Genomic DNA, 24,189 nt, shown 5'->3' with positions numbered 1-24,189 from the left:
TTTTGTCATTGAACCTGCAGTTTAAAAACAAGTTTTGAGTCAGAAATACCCTTGATGCGAAGACAATGAGGCTGACGAAATTTGTCAAATAATTTTCTCATTCAGCTTTTAGCTCCGTTTCTATGGGTAAAAAAATCTTAATGCCAGTTAGCTACTTGGATGCCGCTTCCTGGCTGGAATTGCTTTCAAATCGCAATGTTTTGTGACTTTAATGTAGAGAGGACTACTTTATTTTCTTAATCACTTGTCTTTCTCTTGCTATCGCAAGACTTCTTTCTGGTACATCTTCCACTATAACGCTACCTGCTGCAATTACAGAGTCATCATGAACATTAAGCGGCGCAATCAATGAGCTATTGGCGCCAACAAAACAATTGCTCCCTATATTTGTTTTATGTTTCCTCTTTCCGTCGTAATTGCAAACAACAGTACCTGCACCTATATTACTTTCCAGCCCTACTTTAGTATTTCCAATATAACTTAAGTGCTTTATTTTAGTATCCATACCTATATAACTTGCTTTTACTTCAACAAAGTTTCCCACAACTGCACTATCACCAATAGTTGTATCTTCACATTTGGTAAATGGACCAACTCTAGCACCAGATCCTATCTTTACTCCAGGACCAAAAAAAACATATGGATAAATAGTTGAATCTACACCAATTTGTGTATCAAGGGAGAAAAAAACAGTTTCTGGAGCAGCAAGCGTTACTCCAATATTGGTAAAAAATTTTCTTTTGTTTTCTTGAAAGTAAAACTCAGCTTTTGCAAGGTCATTTCTATTATTTATACCAATTGCCTCTTCTTCTTCAGTAATAACGTAGCCAACATTTAAATTACTCTTCACTGCAATGGAGACTATGTCAGTTAAATAATATTCGTGAATTAACTTATTACACTCTATTTTTCCCACTAATTCGCGTAAATTCTTTGCATAAGCAACCATTATTCCAGCATTAGCAAGAAATTCTTTATCACTATTTTCACCATTTTGTGCCTCTATGATTTCTCTTAAGGAACCATCTTCAATAATTAACCTACCATATTCCTTATTGCTAGTCTGAAAACCAAGACAAACTAAAGCCTTGCCTTCTAAGCAACTAACCATTTTATTTATTGTGCTGCTTTTTATAAGTGGAGTATCTCCATACTGCACAACAACTATGTCCGTATCTGGCAACTCTTTCAGGTTTCTCACCGCAGTTTTGACCGCATCTCCTGTACCAAGCGTTGATTCCTGTGTAATTAATTGTATATCCTCAAAGCACTCCAGCCTTTCTATCAAAGGCAAATCAACTACAACAGCTATATTGTCAGGATTTAGCTGTTTCGCATTGTAAATGACATGCTGAAGCATGGAAAAATTGCCTATTTTGTGCAAAACTTTAGGTAAGCCCGAATTCATTCGCTTGCCATGCCCAGCAGCAAGTATAATAAATGTGTAAGCTTTATTTTTCACTTATCTTAAAGATGAAAAATGGAAACCATAGTGGTTAAGCCAGCTGATTTTGTTGTCATAAAAGCTTCTTAGGTCACTAATTTGGTATTTTAGCATAGCAAGCCTTTCTATGCCGATTCCGAACGCAAAACCATTGTATTTAGTATGGTCTATGCCAACACTTTGAAAGACGTTTGGATGCACCATACCGCATCCAAGTACTTCAATCCATCTACTATTTTTGTAACTTATATCCACTTCTGCAGAAGGCTCAGTAAAAGGGAAAAAACTATTACGAAAACGTACCTTTAACCCCTTATCTCCAAAAAACTTACTAAGGAAGTGATGAATAGTAAATTTTAACTGGCCCATATTTACATTTTCATTGACATATAATCCCTCTATCTGGTGAAACATAGGAGTGTGAGTTGCATCAAAGTCATTTCTGTATACCCTACCGGCAGCTACTATTTTAATTGGGAAAGTTTTCGCTTTTTCCATAGTTCTAATCTGTATAGATGAGGTATGAGTGCGTAGCAACATTCTTTTATCGTTTATTTTATTTTTTAAGTAGAAGGTATCTTGCTCTTCTCGTGCAGGATGATGAATTGGAGTATTTAGTGCATCAAACACATGAAACTCATCTTCAATGTCAGGACCATCAACCGCTTTGAAACCCATATGCGCAAAAATGAGCTTTACTTCATTCATAACCTTACTCAATGGATGGACCTTGCCAATTTTTTCTGGCCTGACAGGCAACGTGATATCAACCGCTTCGTTTTGCAATTTTAAGTTCACTTCTTCGGCTTTTAGTATATTTTCCTTATCCGTTATAAGCTGATCTAACTTCTTACGTAAAACGTTGACAACTGCACCTAAATCACGCTTTTTTTCTACATCTTCTATTTTTTTTAAGTTGTCAAAATAAGCTTTAATTACCCCCTTTTTTCCCAAGTATGACAACCTGACTTTTTCTAAATCTTGCAAAGATGAGGCACTCTCAATTTCGGAAACTGCTTTATTCTCAAGTGAAGGTATTTCCCTTAGTAGCTCTTTACTCATCTTAGAAATGCTAGTTTAAACTTTCATTATAGTGAAATCTTACATAGCATCAACAATCTGAAAGACTGTCTATCTCTAACATTAATTTATTAACTAATTATATCTTTTATTTAACTTTATATTAAGAAACTCACCTTATCAACTGTGCAAAGTAGTAACGTTAAAGCTAAGAGAAAGTATACAGTGGAGAACTCACCCAGGTTCTCTAAGAAAAGAGGTCTAAAGACATAAGTAAAGTATTTTCTAATGAAATAGTGTAACTCAGTACCATTCGCCCAAAAAGAGTTACAAATGATATACAAGTATTTTCATTTAAGCTAAAACTTTTGACATTAACAGGTGAAGATATTTCTGATACAATATTACCTCAAGCGAAACATTTGGTTGGTTTTTTAAGATCCACCTTTTTCAAGAAGAAAGTTTCATGGTTAACATAAAAGTACCGAAAGAAAGCAGCGAATTACATAATAACCACTGTAAAGCTAATAATTATAAAACTGTAGAAGAATCCATAAGTAACGCTCCAATTGAAATCCTCCTTCAAGGAATAACGATAATGCTACAAACAGAAGTTAACAACATCAACTTGTATAGCTTGCACCTAAACTGAGTCGCTTTTGAATGAGAAGCTAAAATATGCAGAAAGAACTGAAAATGAGGAGCAAAGTCTAGATACGCTACAAGTAGAAGGAACTGAAAGTGAAGACAAAAAAAGACAAAGTGCAGTTCAGCAAGAAAAAGCGCAAAACAAACAAGTTGTGTCAAGTTCGTTTGACTATAATGTAGCAAGTAAAAGAAAACAAGTTTCAATAGCAGTTGCTGCAATGCATAAAAATGCTTCTTGGCCTAGTTTTTTTTCCGCCCACCAAACTTTTTCAGTAAAATACAGCTCTTTTTTCAACAAATGCCTTTGACTTGTCATTCAGTACCTCAGATCAAGAATGTGCAAAAAAAGATCAAGAAATGGGTGCAACCAGACTGCACACAGAGTATTTTAAAGCTAATAGAAAAAAATCAAAAAAGCAGACCAAGGAACTATCAGAAGAAGAAAGACAATTTATCATAAAACAAGTTCAAAATTATGTCAGAGTAGCTATAATAGATAATCGGGGTGAGCATAAAGGAAAGAAACTTGATAAAATATTTGTTGAAGTGATGAGTGAATATAAAAATCAAGATCCAGAAACTTTTCTTGATGCTTTCAATTCTTTATTTAGTATTGTTTATTTTCAAGGCAAGCAATTACATGAAGTACTAGACTCACATGAGATATCAAAAGTATTAGAAATACTGGAAATACCACAGCCAGCTGTCAAGTCTTCTTTTCCAAGAGAATATTTGCAAGGGCAAGTATGTAGAGAAAAAGAGCAATTACTTAAATTAGTTTCAGGTATTCGTACATAACAATCTTTTCCACAACCTGAAAGCATTTCTCATGAAAGTAGAAATCCCTTACAAAATAAAAACACAAATCCCTCATCAGTGACAAATAAAGCTCCACCAGCTACTAATGCTTCTCTCAAGTCATTATTAAAAGACGTATTTTCCTCAAAAGAGACTTACTTTTGTCTATTTTTGTTAGCAGCTTCTATATCAATACTCTGCCTATGGCATTTACCGTTAGGAAAAGCGTCAGTTTTAAAGGGGTTAGTGCCACCAGAAGGAAGTGAAAGTATTGGGTTAACATTGAACATAGGGCTACCAATATTAATTGCATTATGTGTTTTGGGTTTGGCTCACTTTATATACTCTGAACATTCGTTAAAATCTACTGAACAGGTAGGTGAAAACAAGTTTCCTTCTTGCAATTAAACTTACTAAAAATGGGAATAAGCTGTTTTAAAAGATTTTTCGTGGTAAAATTATTTATTTTTACTATATGTTTAAAGGGATTATTACAGATGTCGGAACTGTGATTGATATTACCACTCACTCCAACTCTGATCAAATCTTCCATATCAAGGCACAAAATTTATCCCCCATACATGATGGAGATTCAATAGCCTGCTCTGGTGTGTGTTTAACTGTTGTTAACATAATCAATGGTATATTCACAGTTCAAGTGTCTCAAGAAACTATGAGAGTTTCTAACTTGAATGCGTGGGGTATAGGAAAAAAAATAAACCTAGAACAAGCGATGAGACTGAGTTATAGGATCGATGGCCACTTGGTTCAAGGTCATGTGGATAAGACAGTACAAATCTTAGCAATCAATCAAAATTTGAGTTCTCATGAAATTAAACTATCGTGCCCAAAAGAATTAATTAAATTTGTTGCAAGAAAAGGATCTGTGACGCTAGACGGAGTTTCCCTTACAGTAAATTCAGTCACTGACCAAGAATTTACAGTGAATGTCATTCCTTACACATGGGAAAATACAACTTTTCAATATAACAAAGTGAACGATAACTTGAATTTAGAAGTTGACATGATTATTCGTTATTTAGACCAGCTGATGCAGTATAAATACAATTAGTTTTACAATTTTGTTATTTGTAACTATTATATCTTGAAAATCATAAATGTACAATATGCTTTTTGATTGTCTAATTATCTTTATTATTGTTTTATGCATAATAATTTCAGTAACTAGAGGCTTTATAAAAGAACTATGCGCTCTAATGTTTCTGTTTTTGTCAGTTTTTCTAACAGCTAATCATTATGATTTCTTCACTATAAATTATAGTAAATATTTCGACTCTAAAGTTACGCAGAACATACTTTCTACAATTTCCGTGTTTATTATACTCAACCTTATATTTATGATAATAAATAACTGGCTAATGTTCATATTAGCATCCATAAGATTAGGATTAATGGATAAAGTCACTGGAATCTTTATCGGAGCGCTTAGAGGAATATTACTTTCTTATGCACTATTCTTTGCTGTGCACTTATATTGCTACACAGCATATGACAAAAAAGAAAAACAGTCTAAAATAGAAGTAGAAGACGTACTACCTAATTGGATAATAAATTCACACTCTTATCAGGCTTTGTTTGCGACAGTAGAAAACATAATTGATATGTATGTACCAGAGTCGTTGATACTAAAAATAAAAGAGATTGGCGAAGAAATAACTGATCAAGAAAAGCCTGAAGATAATAGAAAAGAAGAGTAATACCCATGTTGATGAAGTGATAATTGGTGACTCCTAGAAATGTTTTATACCCTCTACCTCCTTAAGTTTTGTACCAGGCTTTATCATGTTATATAACGTAAAACTCATGCAAGCAGATCCAACAATTCCCCCAATCACCTCTATGACATGCATTTTCGAGGCATAAGTGCAGCACTACTTACAAACAACTCTGTACCAGCACCACCAACCATGATCGCCTGTCTTTGTTGCAACACTTTTGTTAATGACCTTTCCTTTTCGTTTACAGCATGTTCTTTTCTAGGTGCACTATAGGAGTGTCGTTTTGTTTCAATAGAATGCAGAGTATTGCCTTTATCTGTACTGTTAAAAGCACTTAGTTCTTGCGTAGAAGTTTCTGTTGAAGCAATTATACTATCTTTTTCACTTTTTCGTTATTAATCTTGGCATTATCAAGATCTTCACTTTTTTATTAAAATTTTTACACAGTTTTACGCCGACTTGTGTATAAGTAGCTTCGGTATTATTAATTACAGAAGTGGTCGAAATGCCTTTATGTTCTATAGTTATTTTAACGAGGCCATTTTTATCGTTTTCGTACGAAGCTGGGTTATTAGTTGTAGCAGCTCAGTATTTGTAGCAGCTTCTGTTATAACAGTGGGAATGATTTGTTGTCCTACGGTTGGTTTTGCATCAAGGATATCTAACGTAATATTTTCTTCCCTAGCCACTATCAAAATTTTATCTTGAGCATTACCATTTTCGCATCTTTTGGCACAATTAAGTGGAATGTAAGTTTCTACCAGTCATCTGAATGTTTTATTGTCATTTTATTACTAATCACTTCCGTTAAAAGTCCTTGTTCTTTAGCATCTTTTAAAAGATCATCGACAGCTTATCATTTTTATGATATATGACAAAGTGCATTAGTGCAAGCTCCTGATATATTCCTGAACAATTGGAGGATATCATAGCTGTTAAAATCTTCTTTGCGTTGTCACTAGATTCTTTTAATGCATTGGCAATACTTTTCCCTTCTACTATTTCTTTCACTAGCTTCAGAACCCTTTCTTAATCTGTTGACTCACTCTTATCATCACTTGCTGAATCATATTTCTTGGGTCGATTAAAAGGATTTTTTATTTTCTTCAATATGTCGAAAAACTTTTTTCTTTTTCCCTTTGCAAACCAACTCTCTTTACATACTGACTTATAAGGTACATGTTTTTCACTAGTATCTTTAGTATTTTTCATTCCCATAACATTTCTTCCATTACAACATTGTTGCTTTTATAAATTAATTATGTTAACAACGTATAAATATCAATTAGAGCATTAATCCATGAAGTTTTTTTGAGTTCTACAACACTATTTTTTAACATTGCTGCAAAAGTTAAAAATCCTGTAGTATACTAAAGCTCGAAGGAATGACTTTAAATATGGAAGTTGTTGCAGAAAATAGAAAAGCAAGGTTCGAATATTTCATCTTAGAAGAATTTGAAGCAGGTATAGTCCTATTAAGCAGTGAGGTTAAATCACTGAGGGAAAGAAAAGCAAATATTTCTGATGCTTACGTTATTGAAAAAAATTGTGAAATATGGCTACACAACATGCATATTTCAGAATATAAAGCTGCAAACCTAAAAAATCATAAGCCAAAAAGGGAGCGTAAATTACTTCTGCATAAAAAAGAGGTAAATAAATTAATTGGTCATATCAAAACTGCTGGGATAACTGTTGTGCCACTTTCAATTTATTTTAATGACAAAGGATTAGCAAAAACTAAAATTGCCATTGTAAAAGGAAAAAAACTTTACGATAAGAGGGCAACTATAAAACAGAGAGAGTGGGATCGTGAAAAAAATAGATTGTCTAAGAATAATTTTTAGCAAAACATGTCTTTGAATCCAGTAATTTTCAACATTGGCCCTGTTTCTATATATTGGTATTCTTTAGCATATGTTTTGGGTATAGTGTTTGCATATTGGTATTTATGTAAGCTGGATAACCAAAAAATATTCACTAAGAGTTTTTATGATTCATTGTTAACAGCCACTATTATAGGCATTATCCTTGGAGGCAGGCTTGGCTACGTGTTGATATATGATCCAGCTTCTTATGTAAGCAACCCTATCGAGATATTGAAAACCTGGGAAGGTGGGATGTCATTCCATGGCGGCGCTATAGGAGTTTTGCTCGCGGTAATAATTTCGTGTAAAAAACATAATATTCCTATATTTTACACATTAGACCTAATTTCCTGCGGGGTCCCCATAGGATTATTTTTAGGCCGCATAGGCAATTTTATAAACAAAGAGCTATTCGGCAGGGTTACAACCATGCCATGGGGCATGGTATTTCCAGAGAGTGGTGATAGCTTGCTGCGCCATCCAAGCCAGCTTTATGAAGCATTTTTTGAAGGACTACTACTTTTCGCAGTTATAAATTTGCTGTTTTTCTTGACTAGAATAAGACCATATCATGGTGCATTAACTGGCATTGCAGTCATATGGTATGGAATAGTGCGTTTTGTAGTCGAATTTTTCCGTGAACCAGACTACCAAGTTGGCTATTTATGGCTTGATTTAACTATGGGGCAATTGCTTTCTATACCTATGGTTTTGCTGGGAATAATCATATATTTGAGTGCGTTAAATTTGAAATTTAATGCGAACATAGAGAAAGTTTGAAGAAATGTATTGCAATAGAATAGACTTCTTGCTTAACAAACCAGTTTTTGGCAGTATGTCGGGCATATAACAACCCCAGCCACCACCAATAGAAACGAAAAAACTACTTGATAAATTCCTCCAGTCCCCTTATCAGGGTATCGAAGCTATTTACTTAGCTACAGTCTGTGCAGATTAAGTGACAAAAACTTACCTTACTTGGCGTAACATGTTTAATTTTTGCACTACATGCACCACATGTTTTTTACATTGTTGTCTCATTATCAGCTAGTGCTGTGAGTCGCGCTTATTAAACGTATAAAAACATCAAAAAACGCTAATATTATAAAATAGATAGTGAATAACTAGCTAACGGGGTTTGTTTGCCTTTTTTTCTGCTTAGTAAATTTCTTAACGTTTATAATTTAGATTAGCTACAGCTTAAAAGGAGCCTAAGTCGAGATTATTAAACGTTTAGAATAAAAAAACACCATATTTAAAAGTAAATATAAATAACTAGCCAACCACAGGGCTTCTTTTGCCTTTTTTCTTATTTAAGAAATTTCTTAACATTTATGACTAAAGCAATTTAAGAGCACGCGGCGTTATAAAAAACGCCAAAAATAATTGGCTTTTTTCTTTTTTTATGCAAGAAGTCTAATGAATTTTAGGTCCGATTCGTTCCAATGCTCAGATACTACCGCCAGTGGAGATCACTTACGATGGTTATGTGTTGGCATGAGAACAACTTCGGTAAATCTTTAGCTATATTTCTAACTGAAATTACAAATGTATAGATCTTTTGCTTATTGTTGTTATAATTAATGTATTGCTGAAAATTGTATATCAATGAATGAGTTAAGAAAGCTAAGCATTACAGAGATGCATGATGGTCTTAAACGGAAAGATTTTTCTGCTGCTGAGCTTGTAGAGGCACACATCTGCGCAGTCGAAAATGAGAAATTAAATGCATTTGTAACAAAAACTCCAGAAATAGCAATAAAAGCTGCTAAAGTAGCAGACAAATATTTTTCAAAACAAAAGGACGATGTAATCCCACCACTCATGGGTATACCAGTTGGTGTTAAAGATTTATTCTGTACGAAAGGAATAAAAACAACAGCATGCTCAAAAATGCTGGAAAATTTCGTTCCTACTTACGAATCTACAGTATCCGACTTGCTTTTAAAAAGCGGGGCAGCCATGCTTGGTAAACTTAACATGGATGAATTTGCCATGGGTTCTGCAAACACAAACAGCTATTTTGGTCCTGTTGAAAATGTGTGGACTAGAAAAAGCGACGGGGAAAAAGTTGTACCTGGTGGATCATCTGGTGGATCTGCAGCATCAGTTGCTGGATTTTTATGCGCCGGAGCGCTCGGAAGTGACACTGGTGGATCTGTACGCCAACCAGCAGCTTATTGTGGAGTAGTGGGAGCAAAACCAACTTATGGAAGGTGCTCGCGTTTTGGTATGATTGCATTTGCAAGTTCTCTTGACCAAGCAGGGGTCATCACTCGTTCCGTTTCTGACTCAGCATTAATGCTTGAAACGATCTGTGGCTATGATAGCAAAGATTCAACATCGAGCGAAAGGCCGGTGCCTAAATTTTCTAATTTTATAAATGGTGATATCAAGGGTAAGCTCATTGGTATACCAAAAGAATATAGAATGGATGGGATTTCAGAAGAAATTGTCCATCGTTGGGAAAAAGTCTCTTTTGATTTAAAAGAAAACGGTGCTGAAGTTGTTGATGTCACCTTGCCACACACTAAATATGCAATACCTGTCTATTATCTAGTTTGTTCTGCCGAAGCTTCATCTAATCTTGCTCGTTATGATGGTGTGCGTTATGGATTTAGGGCTGATGCTGATACCCTCGAAGAAATGTATTCATTAACAAGAGCAAAGGGTTTTGGAAAAGAGGTAAAGAGAAGAATCTTAATTGGTGCTTACGCACTCTCTTCAGGTCACTACAATGAATATTACGAAAAAGCACAGTGTATTAGGGCATTAATCAGAAATGACTTCATAAAAGCATTTGAAAAAATAGATTATATACTTGTTCCGTCTGCCCCAACAGAAGCTTTTGGCTTGAATGAAAAACCAGATCCGCTAATTATGTGTATCAATGATGTCTTCACTGTACCAGCAAGTTTAGCTGGTCTGCCTGCTATCTCCATTCCTGTTGGACTTTCCAATGAGGGTTTACCACTTGCTTTACAAGTAATCGGAAACTATTATGATGAAGCTGGTATATTAAATGTAGCAAGTGTGATAGAGCAAAGTTGCGGCAGAATAATTGAACTAAATAACTAATTTTCGGCATGAGGTCCTTCAACGAATAGCAAGTATGTTCAATGTTACATCACTTAAGTTTTTGATCAAAGAGGAACAAGTTTAGTGAAAAATAATGATATTATTAGTGGAACGTAAAATAGTCCTACTGCAGTACTGATTAGAAGTAGCAAAGTAGCTCTATCTGGTTGATAATTTAAAATATTAGCAAGTATTACACTGGATCCAGAAACTGGAATAATAGCTAGTAACATTAGTGCTTTATATATACTCTCATCGTATATACCTGTAATATGTTTGTCTAGAAGGACAATTCCGAAAACAAATAATGGCCAGAGTACGTATTTTGCTGTAATAGTTGTTAAAGCGAGCTTCCAATCTATTTTAAAATTTGTAATTTGTGCAATACTCACTCCAAGTAATATCATTCCTAATGTAATAAATGTACTTCTAATATTTATCATAACATCTGTCAAAAAGGTGGGTATTTGTATATTGTATATACTCAAAAAAAAGCCCAGAACCATTGCATAAGGCAAAGGAAGTCTGAACAACCTTAACATGCATTCTTTTGCGGTATAGATACCATTTGCGGCTATATAAAATCCTAAGCTATTTTCAAACAATGCCATTCCTATATAACAGACAACATATACAGACACTGAATCTTCATCAAATAAAGTCATAGCAATCGGCAGGCCAAAATAACCCATACTTGTGCTGCCCGAGCTAAATGCCAATATGTTTCTCGTGTTGTCCTTAAATAAAAAAGAAGAAAGATAATACACTGACAAGGACATAGTGCTACCTATAAACCATATCAAAATCGGCAGAGAAATTACTTTTAAATTGACCTCTGTATGAGATACTCCATACAAAATTACTATTGGATTAGCTATATAAAAGAGTATTTGAGGTATAGTATTTCTGTCAATCTTAAGATATTTTCCAGCCAAATAACCAATAAATGTTGTAATGTAAATAGGTAATATTTTGAGAAAAAGGGTAAAAAACATACTAGCCTAGGTTGTAATCCTTCTTAATATTGCTGACTAACACAGTGACATTAGATCTTAAGATATTGTAAAAGTAAATAAAATTTATTTTCCAATTTACCCAACTCACAGTTAATTATGAAAGATTTGCTTGATACTAAAAACTTGCTTTTAAACAAGATCTAAAAATGATATTTTTACGATAAAATTATGTTAAGTTTTTATAAAGCTTCTTGTATCCTTTAGTAGTAATAGATTTGCTAAAAATCAAAGTTTAGTTCCACCTGGCTTCGTTGTACACCTCTAGCGGTATAAGATAGAAAATCTAAAAAATGGCATTACCTTTGTTATAAAGTAAGCACTTCATGTTTGTACATTTTAGCTATAAACAATCAGCAGTAGAACCAATCATACTTGCCCAAAAATGAGCGATGCGTTAGTACCACCGAAACCAAACGAATTAGAAAGCACATATTGGATTTTATGCTCTTGAGCTTTAAATGGTACAAAATTCAAATCACATCCCTCTGAAGTCTTATGTAGATTTAAAGTTGGTGGAGTAATTCCATTATTTAATGCAAGAATACTAAATATTGCTTCAACGCTCCCTGCAGCGCCAAGTAAATGTCCTATAGAAGATTTTGTTGAAGACACTGGTATTTTATAAGCATAGTCACCAAATAACTGTTTTACTGCTATTACCTCGATTTTATCTCCAAGCGGTGTTGAAGTTCCATGTGCATTGATATACCCAATTTGATCTGGACTAATCTGCGCACTCTTTAAGGCAATTTGCATTGCTTTAAATGCACCTCTTCCTTCTGAATGTGGTGCTGTGATATGGTAAGCATCACCTGTTAGTCCGTATCCAGTAAGTTCTGCATATATTTTTGCCCCTCTTCTTTTTGCATGCTCATATTCTTCCAGCACCAATATACCTGCTCCTTCACCCATGACAAATCCATCACGTTCTTCATCCCATGGCCTTGAAGCTTCTTCGGGTTTATCGTTAAATTTAGTTGATAGTGCCTTCATAGACGCAAAACCTGCAATTCCAACCCTACACAGTGCACTTTCTGATCCACCTGCAATCATCACATCTGTTTCGCCAAATTTTATAGTTCTTGCTGAGTTTATTATTGCATGCGCACCTGTTGCACATGCGGTTACCGCTGAATCGTTTGGGCCTGTAAATTCGTATTTAATAGAGATATGGCCAGATATCAAATTTATTAGACTTCCAGGAACAAAAAATGGGCTAACACGTCTTGGCCCCTTTTCCTGCATGTTAATTACATTTTCCTGAATTGATGGAAGACCACCTATACCAGAGCCAACAGACACACCAACGCGTTCTCGATTGATATTTTGATTTTCCAAAATTAGTGAATCGTCTACTGCCTGAATAGCTGCTGCAATACCGTAGTGAATAAAGCGATCTGTCCTTTTTAGGTCTTTCTCAGGAATATAATCTAGTGGGTTAAAAAAATGCTCAATGTTGTCGTGCTGTAGGGGAACTTGCCCTGCAATTTTGCAAGTAAGGCCATGAACATCAAATCTACTAATTTCCTTTATCCCAGATTTACCATCTATTAACTTAAGCCAAGTATTTTTAACATCTGCTGCCAGTGGAGTAATTAGGCCAATACCAGTAACTACTACTCTCCTGCCCATTTAATTCTAATTATTGGTTTTTTTTATTATATACTCAACTATTTGTCCCACCGTTTCCATTTTTTGTGCATCTTCATCAGGAATTTCTATCCCAAACTCTTCTTCTGCTGCCATGATTATCTCAACTGCATCCAAACTGTCTGCGCCATGCTCTAAAAGCTTTGAAGAGTTGTTAAATTTCTCCACATCCTTACTAATGTGCCCCAGCACAATCTTTTGTACCTTCTCCTCTATGTCTTCTCTAGTGCTTTTTGCTAATTCGCTATTCATTCTCTACCAAAAAATAACCTGTTCTTTAATGTTATAGAAAATTTTCATATTTGCAATACCTTTTATTATTGATAAACTATTATAAAGTTTTCTACTACTCTAGCTAAGGTAAACTTTAACATCATACGCTGGAGAGTTAACAAGCTCAAAAATGTTAGATGAAGCAACAAAAAATCTGCTTATTGCAGAAATAAATAAATTTTTACCTGAAGATAGCCAAAACAAACTTATATCGGCTATGCGATATGTGCTTCTTGCTCCTGCAAAGTACATACGTCCATCTCTAGTAATAGCTTCATCACGAGTATTTAATGTGGAAGTTAAGAAAGCAATACCAATTGCTGCGGCAGTTGAATTTGTTCACACCTACTCTCTGATTCATGATGATTTGCCGTGTATGGACAATAGTGACACTCGCAGGGGGCAGCTAAGTTGCCATAAAAAATTTAACGAAGCAACAGCTGTGCTTGCTGGAGATGCACTACTTACTCTAGCTTTTGAGGTACTATCCTCGCTAAATGAGAACAGCAACAAACGCTGTGAAATCATAAAAGTACTCTCTCAAGCGATGGGAGCTAAGGGAATGGTAAGAGGACAAACTCTAGATATTGATACAGATTTTGATAAAATAAAAGAAATTCATTTAATGAAAACTGCGAAACTATTTGCAGTTTCATGTGAAATAGGTGCTATAATAGGAGATGCTACAGATAAGCAACGTAGAGTGTTATATGACTACGGGATAAATTTGGGGCTTATCTTTCAAGCTAAAGATGATGTTGAAGACTACAAACAAGAAGAGATAAACAATTTCATGTCTGTGCTTGATAAAAGTGAAATAGGAAACTATATAGACAGCCTCTTTAAACAAGCTTCGGATAATCTGAGCAAACTTTCGGGAGATACTGATTATTTATATGATTTATTAAATCAAGTAAGAAAAGATGGTTAGAAAAGTTGTATTACAATTGCTTGTTTCCGTGGTAATAATTTTCATTTTAACTTACGCTTTTGTGTTTACCATCATCCATATAAACAAAGGTAAACCAGAAAAAAAGGATAAGCTTTATGAGATAAATACTACTCATAATGGTTTAGTGCAGACGTTAGCATATTACTTAGTGAAGCCAATACTTGAATCAGCACTTGACCGCTATATTGAAAAGCATGGGTTGACGGAGTATTTAAAAGAAATAGCACAGCAGGAAAGAGAAGAAAATTTGATAAACTTTTATGAAATCACAGAAGGCAATGGCAGTAAAGCTCTATGTGGTCAAGAAGTCCTGTTACAAATGTATAAAATGCCTAATAGGCTAGTAACATCACTTCCGGGTCAAGTCTCTGATGTTACCTTGAAAATAGGTCAAGAAAGCTGGAAAGAGGTGGGTTTAGGAATAATTGGTATGAAAGAAGGAGGAGAACGTGTAGTTACTGTAAACAGTATTGCTAATAATAACAAAATGAATTTTGACTCTTATTACATCAAACTAATCGAAGTAAAAGATAAATATCCCGACTTAGTAAATAATCTGATGATTTTTAATGACTTAATTAACAAGACTGGAAAACAGGTGAAGTGTGGTGACGAAATATCTGTTAGATATAGTGTAATGAGGCATAATGGCGAATATAAGATCAAAAATCAAACAATGCAATTCAAGGTTGGTGATAAAAAAGTACCGCTTGCTATAGAGCTTGGAGTTGTAGGAATGAGAGCTGATAACAATAGAGCTATCATTTCTCCACCGGAACTTTTGAACATTACTGATGGTATGTTAATTGAAGACATAGACTTTGATGAAGAGAATGTCTCAATAATCAATTTAAGCTTAGATTAAGCTACAATAAAATGAAAACTCAAAAGTAAGAAGGCATGGATACTTTAAAACATTACTTGGTAACTAAAAAAAATAACAAAAGTACATATAGCAGTGATAACTGGTGGTAAAACCAGAAAAACAGGTGCCTTTTTAACGAAAAAATTCTGGGAAGATTTTAAGAAAAACGCATTATAAATTATTGGTAAAAAGTACATAGCATTGAGTATAGTGCTTACAATTAACACCAGAGTGATAAATACAGCAAGTGCTACATTGCCAAAGTTAAAAACAGCTTGAAAAATGAGAAACTTACCCCAAAAAGTTGGAGCGGGCGGCACTCCTATCATAGATAATGCACCTATAGTAAATGCTGTCATGGTAATTGGCATACTTCGTCCTATGCCGTGAACTCTATCTACATATTTCTCACCTGTTTTCGTTATTATGCTGCCTACAACAAAAAATAAAGTGATTTTTGCAAATGCATGACAAACTAACTGAAAAATTGCAACTTTTGCACTAAAATCGCTAAAAACTGAAGCGAATAGTATAATATATGATAATTGAGAGATGGTAGAGTAGGCAAGCAATTTTTTCAATTCTTTCTGCTTTAGCGCAATGAGTGAGGCTGCAATGATGGCGAATCCTGCAACGTATGGCAACCATCCTCCAGCAAACCAATTTTGTTGTGCAAAGCGTTGAAGATTATCGATGCCGAAAGTGTACAATATAACTTTTATGATGATGAAAACTCCGGATTTCACAACAGCAACAGCGTGCAACAATGCACTAACAGGCGTTGGTGCAACCATTACTTTTGGTAACCAAAAATGCATTGGCATTAATGCAGCTTTACCTATCCCATAAATCTGCATGGCAAAACACGTTGCAGCGAAAGTGACAAATGAGGTGTCAAATTTTAATATTCCACCGCTTACAAAGTCTAAAGTACGAAATTCATTATATAAGAGGCCGAGAACTGGTAAAAACAGCACTAAGGAGGAAAAAAACAGCACACCAAAATAATAACGTCCAGCTATCATTGATTCATTTGTTGTATTATAAGTGATGAGAGGATAAGTACTGATAGTCAAGAGTTCATAAAAAACGAACGTAGTAAGCAAATCACCGGAAAAAGCAATAAACATTGTACAGCTGATTGATAACGAAAAAAAACACAAGAAGCTTGAGTGATTACGATCGGGATAGTTATTTTTCATGTAGCATATTGCATACATGCTGGTTAATATCCATAAAAATGATATTAGTAAACTAAATACTACCCCAGTGGACTCTAGTTTTAAACTAATATGCAAATTGTTGCCAAAATCCATGAGGATAAAGTGGGAAGTATCATTAAGTACCCAATATGAGGTACATAGGCATACATATATAAGGAGAAGCATAGAAGAAGCAACAGTGATACCATTGCTTACTCTTGGCCATTTGCCAGTAAGAAAAATCATTACTGTGCCAAGCAGCGGAATCAGTGCAGTAATCAACAAATAATTTTCAGTAACAAAAAATGGTAAGGAAAGAAAAGCTAAGATATAGTCCATTAAATGATTCATTTTTCTGCTTAGGTAAAACTAGGATTATACTCAAATCACAAAAAATCGCTATGTTTTTATACTTCACAGTTAACTAACTGTATTTCACCAACCCAGTCATTTTTTTCTTGATCTAGCCTATCATCTAATATTGCTTGCCTTATCGATTCCATTAGCTTATTCATAAAGAAAACATTATGAATGGTAATGAGAGTGTAGGCTAGTAGTTCTTTCGCTCTCAATAAATGGTGTATATAAGCTCTCGAATGTTTTCTGCAGGTAAAACACAAACAGTCACTTTCAATTGGGTTATCGTCCAGCCCAAATTGTTGATTTCGCAAATTAATATGTTCTTTGCATTTCGAAGAAATAGAATCTCTATTTTTTACTTTAATAAGCGCACTGCCATGCCTTGCTAAACGAGTTGGATGCACGCAGTCAAACGTGTCAATTCCAAGTTTTACTGCGTGAAAGATATCCACAATTCCACCAATACCAAGCAAATGAGTAGGCCTATCTTTTTTTAAATACTCCATAGTAAAGGAAATTACATCATACATCTGCTCTTTACTCTGACCAAGTGACCCACCTATTGCTTGACCGAAAAATGGCAAACTACTGATAAAGCTACAACTTTCTCTGCGCAGATCTTGATATACTCCGCCTTGGCTAATTCCATACAGCACTTGCCTGCCATCATTATTTTTTTCAAATTCACTTAAAGAACGCTCAGCCCATCTGTGGCTCATAAGCATTGATTTTTCTGAGTATTCTTTGTTTACATGAAATGGAGTGCATTCATCTAAAACTAAGATTAAATCTGCACCTAATTTTTGTTGAATTTGTATAGATTTTTCAGGAGTTAGACAATAAGTTTTACCATTGATATAAGAACGAAACATTGCCCCATCTTCATTGATTTTGATTAGAGTTTTTTTTTTCTTTCTTATTCCCTTTATCTCTTCCGAAACTGATCCGTGCCCCAAGCTAAATATCTGATATCCACCAGAGTCAGTCAACATTGGCCCATTCCATCCCATCATTTTGTGCAGACCACCGAGTTTTGCAACAGTATCCTCTCCCGGTTGGAGCATTAGGTGATAGGTGTTGGAAAGTATTATCTGGGTACCTGCCTCACTGATTCTCTCGATATCTGCAGCCTTAACTGCAGCTTTTGTTGCACAAAATATAAATGCAGGTGTTTCTATGTTTCCATTGGGAGTTTCAATCGTGCCAACTCTTGCAGAGCTAGATTGCTTGGTTATCTTAAATGAGAACTTTTCATCCATCTATTTACTTGAAAGTTCTGCTATGATATTTTCCACTTTTTCAGGGGTAAGATTTTCATAAAAATCGTTATTGATCTGCACAACTGGAGCATTAACGCATGCACCAAGACATTCAACCTCTTTTAAAGTAAACAGATCGTCCTTAGTGGTCTCACCGATATTGATTCTGAGTTTCTCTTTAAAGGCACCCAGAACTTCTTCGCTACTGCATAACCAGCAAGGAGTTGTTCTACAAATTTGTATCAGATATTTACCCACCGGTTTTAAATTGTACATGGTGTAAAAATTTGCCACTTCATAGACACGAATATGTGGAATATGCAGCATGTCAGCAACGTAGCGCATGGCAGATTCAGAAACCCATCCACATTGCTCTTGAACCAGATATAGTAGAGGCATAACAGCACTACCCTCTCTACCTTTTGGGTACATATCCATAAACTTTTTTGCTTTCTTGAGATTATCTGATGTAAAGTTAAACTGCTCCTCTTTTTCTATCATTCTTAAAGCTTACGTAAATCTCAACAGATTATACTTAAAGAGCTAACAATTGCAATTAGACTTCTTGCATAACCTAGAAAAAAAGTAATTATTTAAAATATTGACATTCTTTGTAATGCTGCATGCTCTTAAATTGCTCTAGCTACAAACATTAAGAAATTTACTAAATAAAAGGCAAAAGAAACCCAGAGCAGCGAGTTTTGGTCTCTAATACCTTAAATTGGCGCTGTAATAATTTGCTAGCGCTCAGTTTAAGCGCGATTTGGCTGAATGTAGAAAAAATTTAAAAGACATACAGCCCCAATAATTTGACGTAATCCGCCAAAAAATACCTTCAGTTTTTTACTGAATTTTGTCATTAAATGTGCAGATCAAAAACAAATTTTAGAGTCACAAAAATCCTTGTTCTTATAAGAACAAAAGGCTGTCAAAATTTGTCAAGCAACTTTTTTGTTTCTACCGCCACCTAAATGATGGCTGGATACCCAGGCATACTGCCAAAACTATGCAAAATCTATTGTTGGTTTTTCGAGAAATAGCGCTCTATAGTATCATATTATCTCTAGAGTAGTATTGGTTATCCACCCTGTATGTGAATTCTTCACTGCTACTTATTTCCCATATTTCGACTTGCAAACCATGGTGACACTTATAATCTCCTTATCCAGTACAGTCAAATTGTTTAACGATCATCTTCGTATGCTGATCATTCAAAAATTTTGATACTACAACTCCCGTCTTATAAGTATTATTATTTGTTTGATCATAATAACCATAATACATATTGTATAAACTTAAATTTTCAGACTTAACCTTGTCAATCCCCTGCTTGAAACGAGATTTACATATAGAATTTTTTTTAAGTCCATCGCATGTTTTCTCACACACTATAAAGTCCGCACTTCCCTCAAAAACTGGCAATTGAAGTTTCGGTGATAAACCTTCAATTACTGGTTGGTAAAACTTGAGAAACTGAACACAATGAGTAAATTCATGAGAAATGTGCTATTCAATAGCATTGTCAGAAAAGAGTGAATCAAGAAACCATCCATCTCTTTTATTAAGAAAGAGAAATATATCTGAAGCTGAGAATCCCGAAAACTCTATGTACTTAGGGTGGTTGTTGTTAACCGTCAACCTAGTCCAAGTTTCCGGTGGCTCAAAGTTATGTACTTTTTTCAAAACTTCGGTAAGTCAATCTTTAATCTCCAGCATAAAAATAGAGTAAAGATCAACTTACCACGGAAATTTGCATAGTCGTTAACCTGAACATTAAAAAATCTGCAGCACCTCTTTAAAGTACCATTGGTAGTGTTTTCAATATCTTTTAATTCCTCACTACCAAGATTCTTATGAAATACCTCTACTGTCAAATTGCTTCCTTCGACGTTATAAACATGCTTATTAAGAAGTTTTACTTACCTTAGCTTCAAGTTTATCTCTAGGTTCATAATTTAACTCATTAGAACCAAAAAGTCCTTTAATGCTGCTAAAAAGGCTCATACAGTTTTACGCTGTTAACACGCCTATTATAATGGACAATTTCCGTCAAGAAGTATAGCTAGCTCAAGCCATACAACCGCTTACAGAAACTGCAAGTGGTTCTGGTTTCATTAGTGCATAATACCAGAGTACTAAGAAAAATTAATTTTTCAATCTTAATTAAGATTTTTATCGACTTTAGCATATTGAAGTGTTTACAATGACCTTATGAAATTTTTATATAAAATAATGTTTATATTAAACAAATTGTTAGAAGTTAACTCAAATACACCAAGAGCTAAAGAAACAACAGGTTTCAATCCAACAAACATAGTATTCATTGAGGGAAATGAAGTTGCCTACGGACTTAGCTATCAAGATGATGGTAATAGAAGCAGTAAAGTGAAATTACTCATTAGCCCGTTGTATCAATCAAAAACATACGAGCAGGATATGGGCATCAACATAACAAATGAATTCAAGGATCAACAGTCTCTTACACTAATAGAAAGCTCAACTGAAGTAGATAAAATTGGAGTCATCTTTCCAGAAGAAGGAACTAACGAAGAAGGAAAAAAATACTTTAAAGGCCTAACATTCAACACTTACGGAATTAAACAGTTAATCAATACTCCTTTAGTTGAATATTTAGGTAAAACTAAATTATAAAAAAATGCTAATAATAACAACCCTGCAAACAGAGATAATAGTTACTTTCAACCAAGAGCAGTAAAAGTTTGTAATGGTGATGTAATAGTAATTGCTCTCAACTTAAAGGATCAAATCTTAGCTTTTTGGTACTTGAAGTCAAACAAAAGTGGAAATTTTAAAACTTCGTTTGGAAAAAAAGGCGTTATAGAAAAAAGATTATTCAAGTTTGGTAACCTGGACAATTGGTATTAGATGGAAATACGATGCTTTATACGCAAGTGAGAAAAAGAATTACTGATGAGAACCAAGAGGTGAGAAAAACACATATTTTTAAGTTTGATGTGGCTGAAGTAGTTGAGAATTTGAAAGTAGGAAAGGGAACTGATGACTTTTTCCTTGGTAATAGAAATGGTCAAGTAAATAAAACATCATCTTTTATTTTTGATTCAGATGAAATAAATTTTCTACAATATGTAAAGCAAACGAAAGGGAATGATCTAGTAGCTTTTCTTGCAGAAGGCCAGTCGTCTAATAAACAAATGTCACATTTAACAAGTTTTATTAAGAATTGATCAAAATCAAACTTTACTGTTTGTGAGTGTGAAGATTCAACAAAGCAATTATACTTTAAGGAAAATGATTAAGACAGTTTTATTGTAACTGCAATAAATGACAGAAAATATCATAACTTTTAATCATAAAAGCTTTAAAAAACCTCATAAGGTAATGATAGTACCAACAAACAGTGTCAAAGCTATTAGTGATTTTATTAATATTTTAACGATTGATTGACACCAGGCATTATTTCTAGTAGTACTGTGGCTCTTATAGCTGTTACAAAAACAGTTGTGACTTTTAAGAAAATGTCGACTGCTGCAATTACTGATACAACAAAAACTGAAGTTATAAAGACTACTCAACTTCCAACAAAGCCAATAACTCAAACGAGCACTGTAAAGCCAACAACAGCTATCACTCCATAAACTACCGCGGGTGGACAACGGATGCTGGAACAAGTACTGAAAAACCTACAACAACCACTGTTTCACCAACTTATACAGTGAGTAGTACTACTCAACACTCAACAGAGCCAATAACTCAAACAAGCGCTTTGGATCCTACAACAGTGGAATCAACAACAGTAGCTGAAACAACTGTTACTTCGAAAATGACCATAGATACTACAGTGTCAACTAATGTGCCAATAGCAACTTTAGGTGCTACTAAGATAAGCACTACAAAACCTATAACAGCTACCGTTTCACCTACTTCTACAGCAAGCAGTACTACAATGAGTAAGCCTTCAATGAAGTTAACAACTCAAATAAGCACGACATCTATGTCAGCAGAACCAACAATAGTAGCTGAAACAACGGTAACACTGCCCAATATGCCAACAACAAACTTAAGAAAAACTACACAAACAGTATTTATTATACTAAGTACTAGAGTAAGGAAGTCAGCAACTTCTGTGTTTACCACAATTTCACTTCCTCAACTTACTAATATCTTCTCCATATCCAATTCAACGTGCTATAATGGAGCCTAACGCAGGAATAATAGTGGGATTTTTACTTGTAGTAATGGGTATTATTGGAATTATAGGGTTTATAGTATACAGATATATTAGAAAGTATCACCTTTATGATGCTGCTCCTGTGCTAGAGCTAGCTAATCTGGATTACGAAAATCAATCACATTTAAATAACAGTGAAGAACTTTTTTGTCAATAAGAGCAGAACAAGCAGTCTTGAAATAATGTCAGACAGCGTATTAGTGTAAAGCGGTAGCAGATCGAGTAGTCCGTCACCCAGAGGCAGTAGGAGTTCAGATTCTAAGAGTTAAAGTGACTTGTCTTGGAATAGCAATGATGTACTAGAATATCGCCTATAGTTTTAATCTAATGTTTGGTATGCAGATCATTGACTAGCAAGGAAATTATTTTACTTTTATGATTTTCATGTTAAAGTATAGTTTCTAGGTGAAGTGAGTAGCTACTGCTGTGCGTTGAACATAGCAGAGGAAAGTCCGGGCTCCAAGGAAAAATAGTGACGGGTAACGCCTGCCGGGGGTAACTCCAGTTATAGGGCTACAGAAAATTACCGCCTAAAATATTTTTAGGTAAGGGTGAAAAGGTGTGGTAAGAGCACACCATAACAATGGCAACATTGGTAGTTGAGTAACCAACACTAGGAGCAAGATTAAATAAGAGTAGACTTTATGTTTTCCTCATACCTACTCAGGTAAATCGCATGCAGTAAATGGTAACGTTTACTCTAGATAAATAGCTACATAAACAGAACTCGGCTTATATTTCACCTAGGCATTCGCATAAATATAGACTTTGCTATACTCAAAAACATATAAGCTATACATTGTCCTTCACTTGTTCCTCTTAATAGCCACCACTACTTTCGCCTACATTAACATTAGAATATTCTTCATCATCAATATACTCTTTCAGTACATATCCCCTGCCCCAAACGGTTTCTATGTGGCTTTTTCCGTCATTTGCACTTTCAAGTTTCTTACGTAATTTGCACATAAAGACATCAACTATCTTATTATCCGAAGGTTCATCCAAGCCATTATAAAGATGGTTTAAGAACATTTCTTTTGTTAGTACTGTTCCTTTGCGTAACGCTAGCAACTCTATCATAGAGTATTCTTTATTAGTAAGGTGAACCGTTTTGCCCTTTACTTCAACAATTCTATGATCAAAATTGATATTTATGTTACCAATCTTTATCACCGATTCAGGATGGCCTTTAGTACGACGTACTATTGCTTTTATTCGAGCGAGTAGCTCACTTTTATGGAATGGTTTCGTTAAGTAATCATCAGCACCGTATCCAAGTCCTTTAGCTTTTTGATTAACAGCAGATATACATGAAAGTATCAAGACAGGAACTTTAATCTTTGCACTTCTCAATCTTAACAATATATCATATCCATCAATATCACCGGGCAAGTGTATATCTAGAATAACTAGGTCATAGTGATCCCCATTTGAGGAAACCATATTATTGTTGTAGTCTTGTGCAGAAGTCACAACATCACAAAAGTGCCCATCAGAAGTTAAAGCATTAACTACAGTTTTTGCACTTACTTGATCATCTTCAATTAGTAATATACGCATATTTTACACCCCGTAAGTAATTTATAATTTTAGTAATATATATAACTAAGGAAAGTAACAAATCAAACTTTTATTAACAAATGGTCAAAACTACTAATAGTAGACATACCATCCCAAAATTACATAAATAGATCTAAAACATAACAGATATACTATATATCATAAGAATAACACTACTTTTAGTAAATGTTGAATTAAAGCTGTTACTACTAAAAAATACTTAAGTTAATAAATATTTAACTGC

At 34.5% G+C, this 24,189-nt stretch carries 29 protein-coding genes and 1 other RNA gene; 18 read left to right on the top strand and 12 right to left on the bottom strand.

Annotated elements, in window-relative coordinates:
• Positions 1 to 223: 223 nt before the first annotated feature.
• Both QUS22_RS03850 and pheS read right to left on the bottom strand, forming a co-directional pair.
• Complete coding sequence (locus tag QUS22_RS03850; protein ID WP_289513678.1) at positions 224 to 1,462, bottom strand: NTP transferase domain-containing protein; 1,239 nt, start codon at positions 1,460 to 1,462, stop codon at positions 224 to 226.
• Entirely contained in the window at positions 1,463 to 2,506 is a 1,044-nt protein-coding gene (gene pheS / locus QUS22_RS03845; protein ID WP_289513677.1) for a phenylalanine--tRNA ligase subunit alpha, read from the bottom strand.
• A 424-nt stretch (positions 2,507 to 2,930) separates the two neighbouring features.
• Between pheS and QUS22_RS03840 the strand changes: the two genes are divergently transcribed.
• From QUS22_RS03840 to QUS22_RS03815, 6 genes are all read left to right on the top strand, one after another.
• Positions 2,931 to 3,116 carry a hypothetical protein gene (locus QUS22_RS03840; RefSeq protein ID WP_289513676.1) on the top strand — a complete coding sequence of 62 codons (186 nt, stop codon included), beginning with the start codon at positions 2,931 to 2,933 and terminating at the stop codon, positions 3,114 to 3,116.
• Positions 3,117 to 3,123: 7 nt separating this feature from the next.
• Complete coding sequence (locus QUS22_RS03835) at positions 3,124 to 3,420, top strand: hypothetical protein (protein WP_289513675.1); 297 nt, start codon at positions 3,124 to 3,126, stop codon at positions 3,418 to 3,420.
• A 1-nt stretch (position 3,421) separates the two neighbouring features.
• Entirely contained in the window at positions 3,422 to 3,910 is a 489-nt protein-coding gene (locus QUS22_RS03830) for a hypothetical protein (protein ID WP_289513674.1), read from the top strand.
• Positions 3,911 to 3,988: 78 nt separating this feature from the next.
• Positions 3,989 to 4,318: a hypothetical protein gene (locus tag QUS22_RS03825; RefSeq protein ID WP_289513673.1), complete on the top strand. Its 330-nt coding sequence runs from the start codon at positions 3,989 to 3,991 to the stop codon at positions 4,316 to 4,318.
• Between the two features lie 67 nt (positions 4,319 to 4,385).
• On the top strand, positions 4,386 to 4,982 hold the full coding sequence (locus QUS22_RS03820; RefSeq protein ID WP_289513672.1) for a riboflavin synthase: 597 nt from the start codon (positions 4,386 to 4,388) through the stop codon (positions 4,980 to 4,982).
• A 55-nt stretch (positions 4,983 to 5,037) separates the two neighbouring features.
• Positions 5,038 to 5,628 (top strand): CvpA family protein, encoded by a 591-nt coding sequence (locus QUS22_RS03815; protein ID WP_289513671.1) that lies wholly within the window; start codon positions 5,038 to 5,040, stop codon positions 5,626 to 5,628.
• 855 nt (positions 5,629 to 6,483) lie between these two features.
• Here the strand turns inward: QUS22_RS03815 and QUS22_RS03810 are convergent.
• Complete coding sequence (locus QUS22_RS03810; protein WP_289513670.1) at positions 6,484 to 6,660, bottom strand: hypothetical protein; 177 nt, start codon at positions 6,658 to 6,660, stop codon at positions 6,484 to 6,486.
• A gap of 18 nt (positions 6,661 to 6,678) precedes the next feature.
• Positions 6,679 to 6,861: a hypothetical protein gene (locus QUS22_RS03805; RefSeq protein WP_289513669.1), complete on the bottom strand. Its 183-nt coding sequence runs from the start codon at positions 6,859 to 6,861 to the stop codon at positions 6,679 to 6,681.
• A 185-nt stretch (positions 6,862 to 7,046) separates the two neighbouring features.
• Here QUS22_RS03805 and smpB point away from each other — a divergent pair, with 185 nt between their 5' ends.
• The 3 genes from smpB to gatA all read left to right on the top strand — a co-directional run bounded on the left by smpB (position 7,047) and on the right by gatA (position 10,595).
• Positions 7,047 to 7,496, top strand: coding sequence for an SsrA-binding protein SmpB (gene smpB, locus QUS22_RS03800; RefSeq protein ID WP_289513727.1), 450 nt, complete (start codon positions 7,047 to 7,049; stop codon positions 7,494 to 7,496).
• A gap of 6 nt (positions 7,497 to 7,502) precedes the next feature.
• On the top strand, positions 7,503 to 8,297 hold the full coding sequence (gene lgt, locus QUS22_RS03795) for a prolipoprotein diacylglyceryl transferase (RefSeq protein ID WP_289513668.1): 795 nt from the start codon (positions 7,503 to 7,505) through the stop codon (positions 8,295 to 8,297).
• Positions 8,298 to 9,125: 828 nt separating this feature from the next.
• Positions 9,126 to 10,595 carry an Asp-tRNA(Asn)/Glu-tRNA(Gln) amidotransferase subunit GatA gene (gene gatA, locus QUS22_RS03790; RefSeq protein ID WP_289513667.1) on the top strand — a complete coding sequence of 490 codons (1,470 nt, stop codon included), beginning with the start codon at positions 9,126 to 9,128 and terminating at the stop codon, positions 10,593 to 10,595.
• A 65-nt stretch (positions 10,596 to 10,660) separates the two neighbouring features.
• On the opposite strand, the gene QUS22_RS03785 is transcribed toward gatA, so the two are convergent.
• The 3 genes from QUS22_RS03785 to acpP all read right to left on the bottom strand — a co-directional run bounded on the left by QUS22_RS03785 (position 10,661) and on the right by acpP (position 13,513).
• The gene (locus tag QUS22_RS03785) at positions 10,661 to 11,590 is read right to left on the bottom strand and encodes an AEC family transporter (protein WP_289513666.1); all 930 of its coding nucleotides are present in this window, start codon (positions 11,588 to 11,590) and stop codon (positions 10,661 to 10,663) included.
• 387 nt (positions 11,591 to 11,977) lie between these two features.
• Positions 11,978 to 13,243 carry a beta-ketoacyl-ACP synthase II gene (fabF, locus tag QUS22_RS03780; RefSeq protein ID WP_289513665.1) on the bottom strand — a complete coding sequence of 422 codons (1,266 nt, stop codon included), beginning with the start codon at positions 13,241 to 13,243 and terminating at the stop codon, positions 11,978 to 11,980.
• A 6-nt stretch (positions 13,244 to 13,249) separates the two neighbouring features.
• Positions 13,250 to 13,513 (bottom strand): acyl carrier protein, encoded by a 264-nt coding sequence (gene acpP, locus QUS22_RS03775; RefSeq protein WP_289513664.1) that lies wholly within the window; start codon positions 13,511 to 13,513, stop codon positions 13,250 to 13,252.
• Positions 13,514 to 13,664: 151 nt separating this feature from the next.
• Between acpP and QUS22_RS03770 the strand changes: the two genes are divergently transcribed.
• Positions 13,665 to 14,465 (top strand): polyprenyl synthetase family protein, encoded by an 801-nt coding sequence (locus QUS22_RS03770; protein WP_289513663.1) that lies wholly within the window; start codon positions 13,665 to 13,667, stop codon positions 14,463 to 14,465.
• Entirely contained in the window at positions 14,458 to 15,351 is an 894-nt protein-coding gene (locus tag QUS22_RS03765) for an FKBP-type peptidyl-prolyl cis-trans isomerase (protein ID WP_289513662.1), read from the top strand. Before QUS22_RS03770 ends, QUS22_RS03765 begins: the two co-directional genes overlap by 8 nt.
• Positions 15,352 to 15,395: 44 nt before the next feature.
• On the opposite strand, the gene QUS22_RS03760 is transcribed toward QUS22_RS03765, so the two are convergent.
• From QUS22_RS03760 to QUS22_RS03745, 4 genes are all read right to left on the bottom strand, one after another.
• The gene (locus QUS22_RS03760; RefSeq protein ID WP_289513661.1) at positions 15,396 to 16,892 is read right to left on the bottom strand and encodes a proton-conducting transporter transmembrane domain-containing protein; all 1,497 of its coding nucleotides are present in this window, start codon (positions 16,890 to 16,892) and stop codon (positions 15,396 to 15,398) included.
• A 68-nt stretch (positions 16,893 to 16,960) separates the two neighbouring features.
• Positions 16,961 to 18,172, bottom strand: coding sequence for a tRNA guanosine(34) transglycosylase Tgt (gene tgt / locus QUS22_RS03755; RefSeq protein WP_289513660.1), 1,212 nt, complete (start codon positions 18,170 to 18,172; stop codon positions 16,961 to 16,963).
• On the bottom strand, positions 18,173 to 18,673 hold the full coding sequence (gene nuoE / locus QUS22_RS03750; protein WP_289513659.1) for an NADH-quinone oxidoreductase subunit NuoE: 501 nt from the start codon (positions 18,671 to 18,673) through the stop codon (positions 18,173 to 18,175).
• A gap of 660 nt (positions 18,674 to 19,333) precedes the next feature.
• Positions 19,334 to 19,594, bottom strand: coding sequence for a hypothetical protein (locus QUS22_RS03745; RefSeq protein ID WP_289513658.1), 261 nt, complete (start codon positions 19,592 to 19,594; stop codon positions 19,334 to 19,336).
• A 79-nt stretch (positions 19,595 to 19,673) separates the two neighbouring features.
• On the opposite strand from QUS22_RS03745, the gene QUS22_RS03740 reads away from it, so the two are divergent.
• The 7 genes from QUS22_RS03740 (at position 19,674) to rnpB (ending at position 23,133) form a co-directional block, all read left to right on the top strand.
• Positions 19,674 to 19,901: a hypothetical protein gene (locus tag QUS22_RS03740; RefSeq protein ID WP_289513657.1), complete on the top strand. Its 228-nt coding sequence runs from the start codon at positions 19,674 to 19,676 to the stop codon at positions 19,899 to 19,901.
• 482 nt (positions 19,902 to 20,383) lie between these two features.
• Complete coding sequence (locus QUS22_RS03735; RefSeq protein ID WP_289513656.1) at positions 20,384 to 20,824, top strand: hypothetical protein; 441 nt, start codon at positions 20,384 to 20,386, stop codon at positions 20,822 to 20,824.
• A gap of 245 nt (positions 20,825 to 21,069) precedes the next feature.
• Positions 21,070 to 21,378, top strand: coding sequence for a hypothetical protein (locus tag QUS22_RS03730; protein ID WP_289513655.1), 309 nt, complete (start codon positions 21,070 to 21,072; stop codon positions 21,376 to 21,378).
• Between the two features lie 276 nt (positions 21,379 to 21,654).
• The gene (locus tag QUS22_RS03725; protein ID WP_289513654.1) at positions 21,655 to 21,789 is read left to right on the top strand and encodes a hypothetical protein; all 135 of its coding nucleotides are present in this window, start codon (positions 21,655 to 21,657) and stop codon (positions 21,787 to 21,789) included.
• A 77-nt stretch (positions 21,790 to 21,866) separates the two neighbouring features.
• Complete coding sequence (locus tag QUS22_RS03720) at positions 21,867 to 22,355, top strand: hypothetical protein (RefSeq protein ID WP_289513653.1); 489 nt, start codon at positions 21,867 to 21,869, stop codon at positions 22,353 to 22,355.
• Positions 22,345 to 22,539 (top strand): hypothetical protein, encoded by a 195-nt coding sequence (locus QUS22_RS03715; protein WP_289513652.1) that lies wholly within the window; start codon positions 22,345 to 22,347, stop codon positions 22,537 to 22,539. Before QUS22_RS03720 ends, QUS22_RS03715 begins: the two co-directional genes overlap by 11 nt.
• Before the next feature lie 244 nt (positions 22,540 to 22,783).
• Positions 22,784 to 23,133: RNase P RNA component class A (rnpB, locus tag QUS22_RS03710), an RNA gene on the top strand.
• Between the two features lie 68 nt (positions 23,134 to 23,201).
• Here the strand turns inward: rnpB and QUS22_RS03705 are convergent.
• Positions 23,202 to 23,945: a response regulator transcription factor gene (locus QUS22_RS03705; protein WP_289513651.1), complete on the bottom strand. Its 744-nt coding sequence runs from the start codon at positions 23,943 to 23,945 to the stop codon at positions 23,202 to 23,204.
• Positions 23,946 to 24,189 lie beyond the last annotated feature (244 nt).

It is taken from the genome of Wolbachia pipientis (assembly GCF_030373985.1).
In the GTDB taxonomy this organism is placed as follows: domain Bacteria; phylum Pseudomonadota; class Alphaproteobacteria; order Rickettsiales; family Anaplasmataceae; genus Wolbachia; species Wolbachia pipientis_D.
This window is presented reverse-complemented; position numbering and strand designations above follow the sequence as displayed.

Coding starts and splice junctions, on each gene's coding strand:
- QUS22_RS03705 (WP_289513651.1), bottom strand. CDS start 23,945: ATGCGTATATTACTAATTGAAGATGATCAAGTAAGTGCAAAAACTGTA.
- gatA (WP_289513667.1), top strand. CDS start 9,126: ATGAATGAGTTAAGAAAGCTAAGCATTACAGAGATGCATGATGGTCTT.
- QUS22_RS03820 (WP_289513672.1), top strand. CDS start 4,386: ATGTTTAAAGGGATTATTACAGATGTCGGAACTGTGATTGATATTACC.
- QUS22_RS03815 (WP_289513671.1), top strand. CDS start 5,038: ATGCTTTTTGATTGTCTAATTATCTTTATTATTGTTTTATGCATAATA.
- QUS22_RS03760 (WP_289513661.1), bottom strand. CDS start 16,892: ATGGACTATATCTTAGCTTTTCTTTCCTTACCATTTTTTGTTACTGAA.
- nuoE (WP_289513659.1), bottom strand. CDS start 18,673: ATGATAGAAAAAGAGGAGCAGTTTAACTTTACATCAGATAATCTCAAG.
- QUS22_RS03770 (WP_289513663.1), top strand. CDS start 13,665: ATGTTAGATGAAGCAACAAAAAATCTGCTTATTGCAGAAATAAATAAA.
- acpP (WP_289513664.1), bottom strand. CDS start 13,513: ATGAATAGCGAATTAGCAAAAAGCACTAGAGAAGACATAGAGGAGAAG.
- QUS22_RS03740 (WP_289513657.1), top strand. CDS start 19,674: ATGTGCTATTCAATAGCATTGTCAGAAAAGAGTGAATCAAGAAACCAT.
- QUS22_RS03715 (WP_289513652.1), top strand. CDS start 22,345: ATGGAGCCTAACGCAGGAATAATAGTGGGATTTTTACTTGTAGTAATG.
- QUS22_RS03730 (WP_289513655.1), top strand. CDS start 21,070: ATGCTTTATACGCAAGTGAGAAAAAGAATTACTGATGAGAACCAAGAG.
- lgt (WP_289513668.1), top strand. CDS start 7,503: ATGTCTTTGAATCCAGTAATTTTCAACATTGGCCCTGTTTCTATATAT.
- fabF (WP_289513665.1), bottom strand. CDS start 13,243: ATGGGCAGGAGAGTAGTAGTTACTGGTATTGGCCTAATTACTCCACTG.
- smpB (WP_289513727.1), top strand. CDS start 7,047: ATGGAAGTTGTTGCAGAAAATAGAAAAGCAAGGTTCGAATATTTCATC.
- QUS22_RS03735 (WP_289513656.1), top strand. CDS start 20,384: ATGAAATTTTTATATAAAATAATGTTTATATTAAACAAATTGTTAGAA.
- QUS22_RS03805 (WP_289513669.1), bottom strand. CDS start 6,861: ATGAAAAATACTAAAGATACTAGTGAAAAACATGTACCTTATAAGTCA.
- QUS22_RS03785 (WP_289513666.1), bottom strand. CDS start 11,590: ATGTTTTTTACCCTTTTTCTCAAAATATTACCTATTTACATTACAACA.
- QUS22_RS03765 (WP_289513662.1), top strand. CDS start 14,458: ATGGTTAGAAAAGTTGTATTACAATTGCTTGTTTCCGTGGTAATAATT.
- pheS (WP_289513677.1), bottom strand. CDS start 2,506: ATGAGTAAAGAGCTACTAAGGGAAATACCTTCACTTGAGAATAAAGCA.
- QUS22_RS03840 (WP_289513676.1), top strand. CDS start 2,931: ATGGTTAACATAAAAGTACCGAAAGAAAGCAGCGAATTACATAATAAC.
- tgt (WP_289513660.1), bottom strand. CDS start 18,172: ATGGATGAAAAGTTCTCATTTAAGATAACCAAGCAATCTAGCTCTGCA.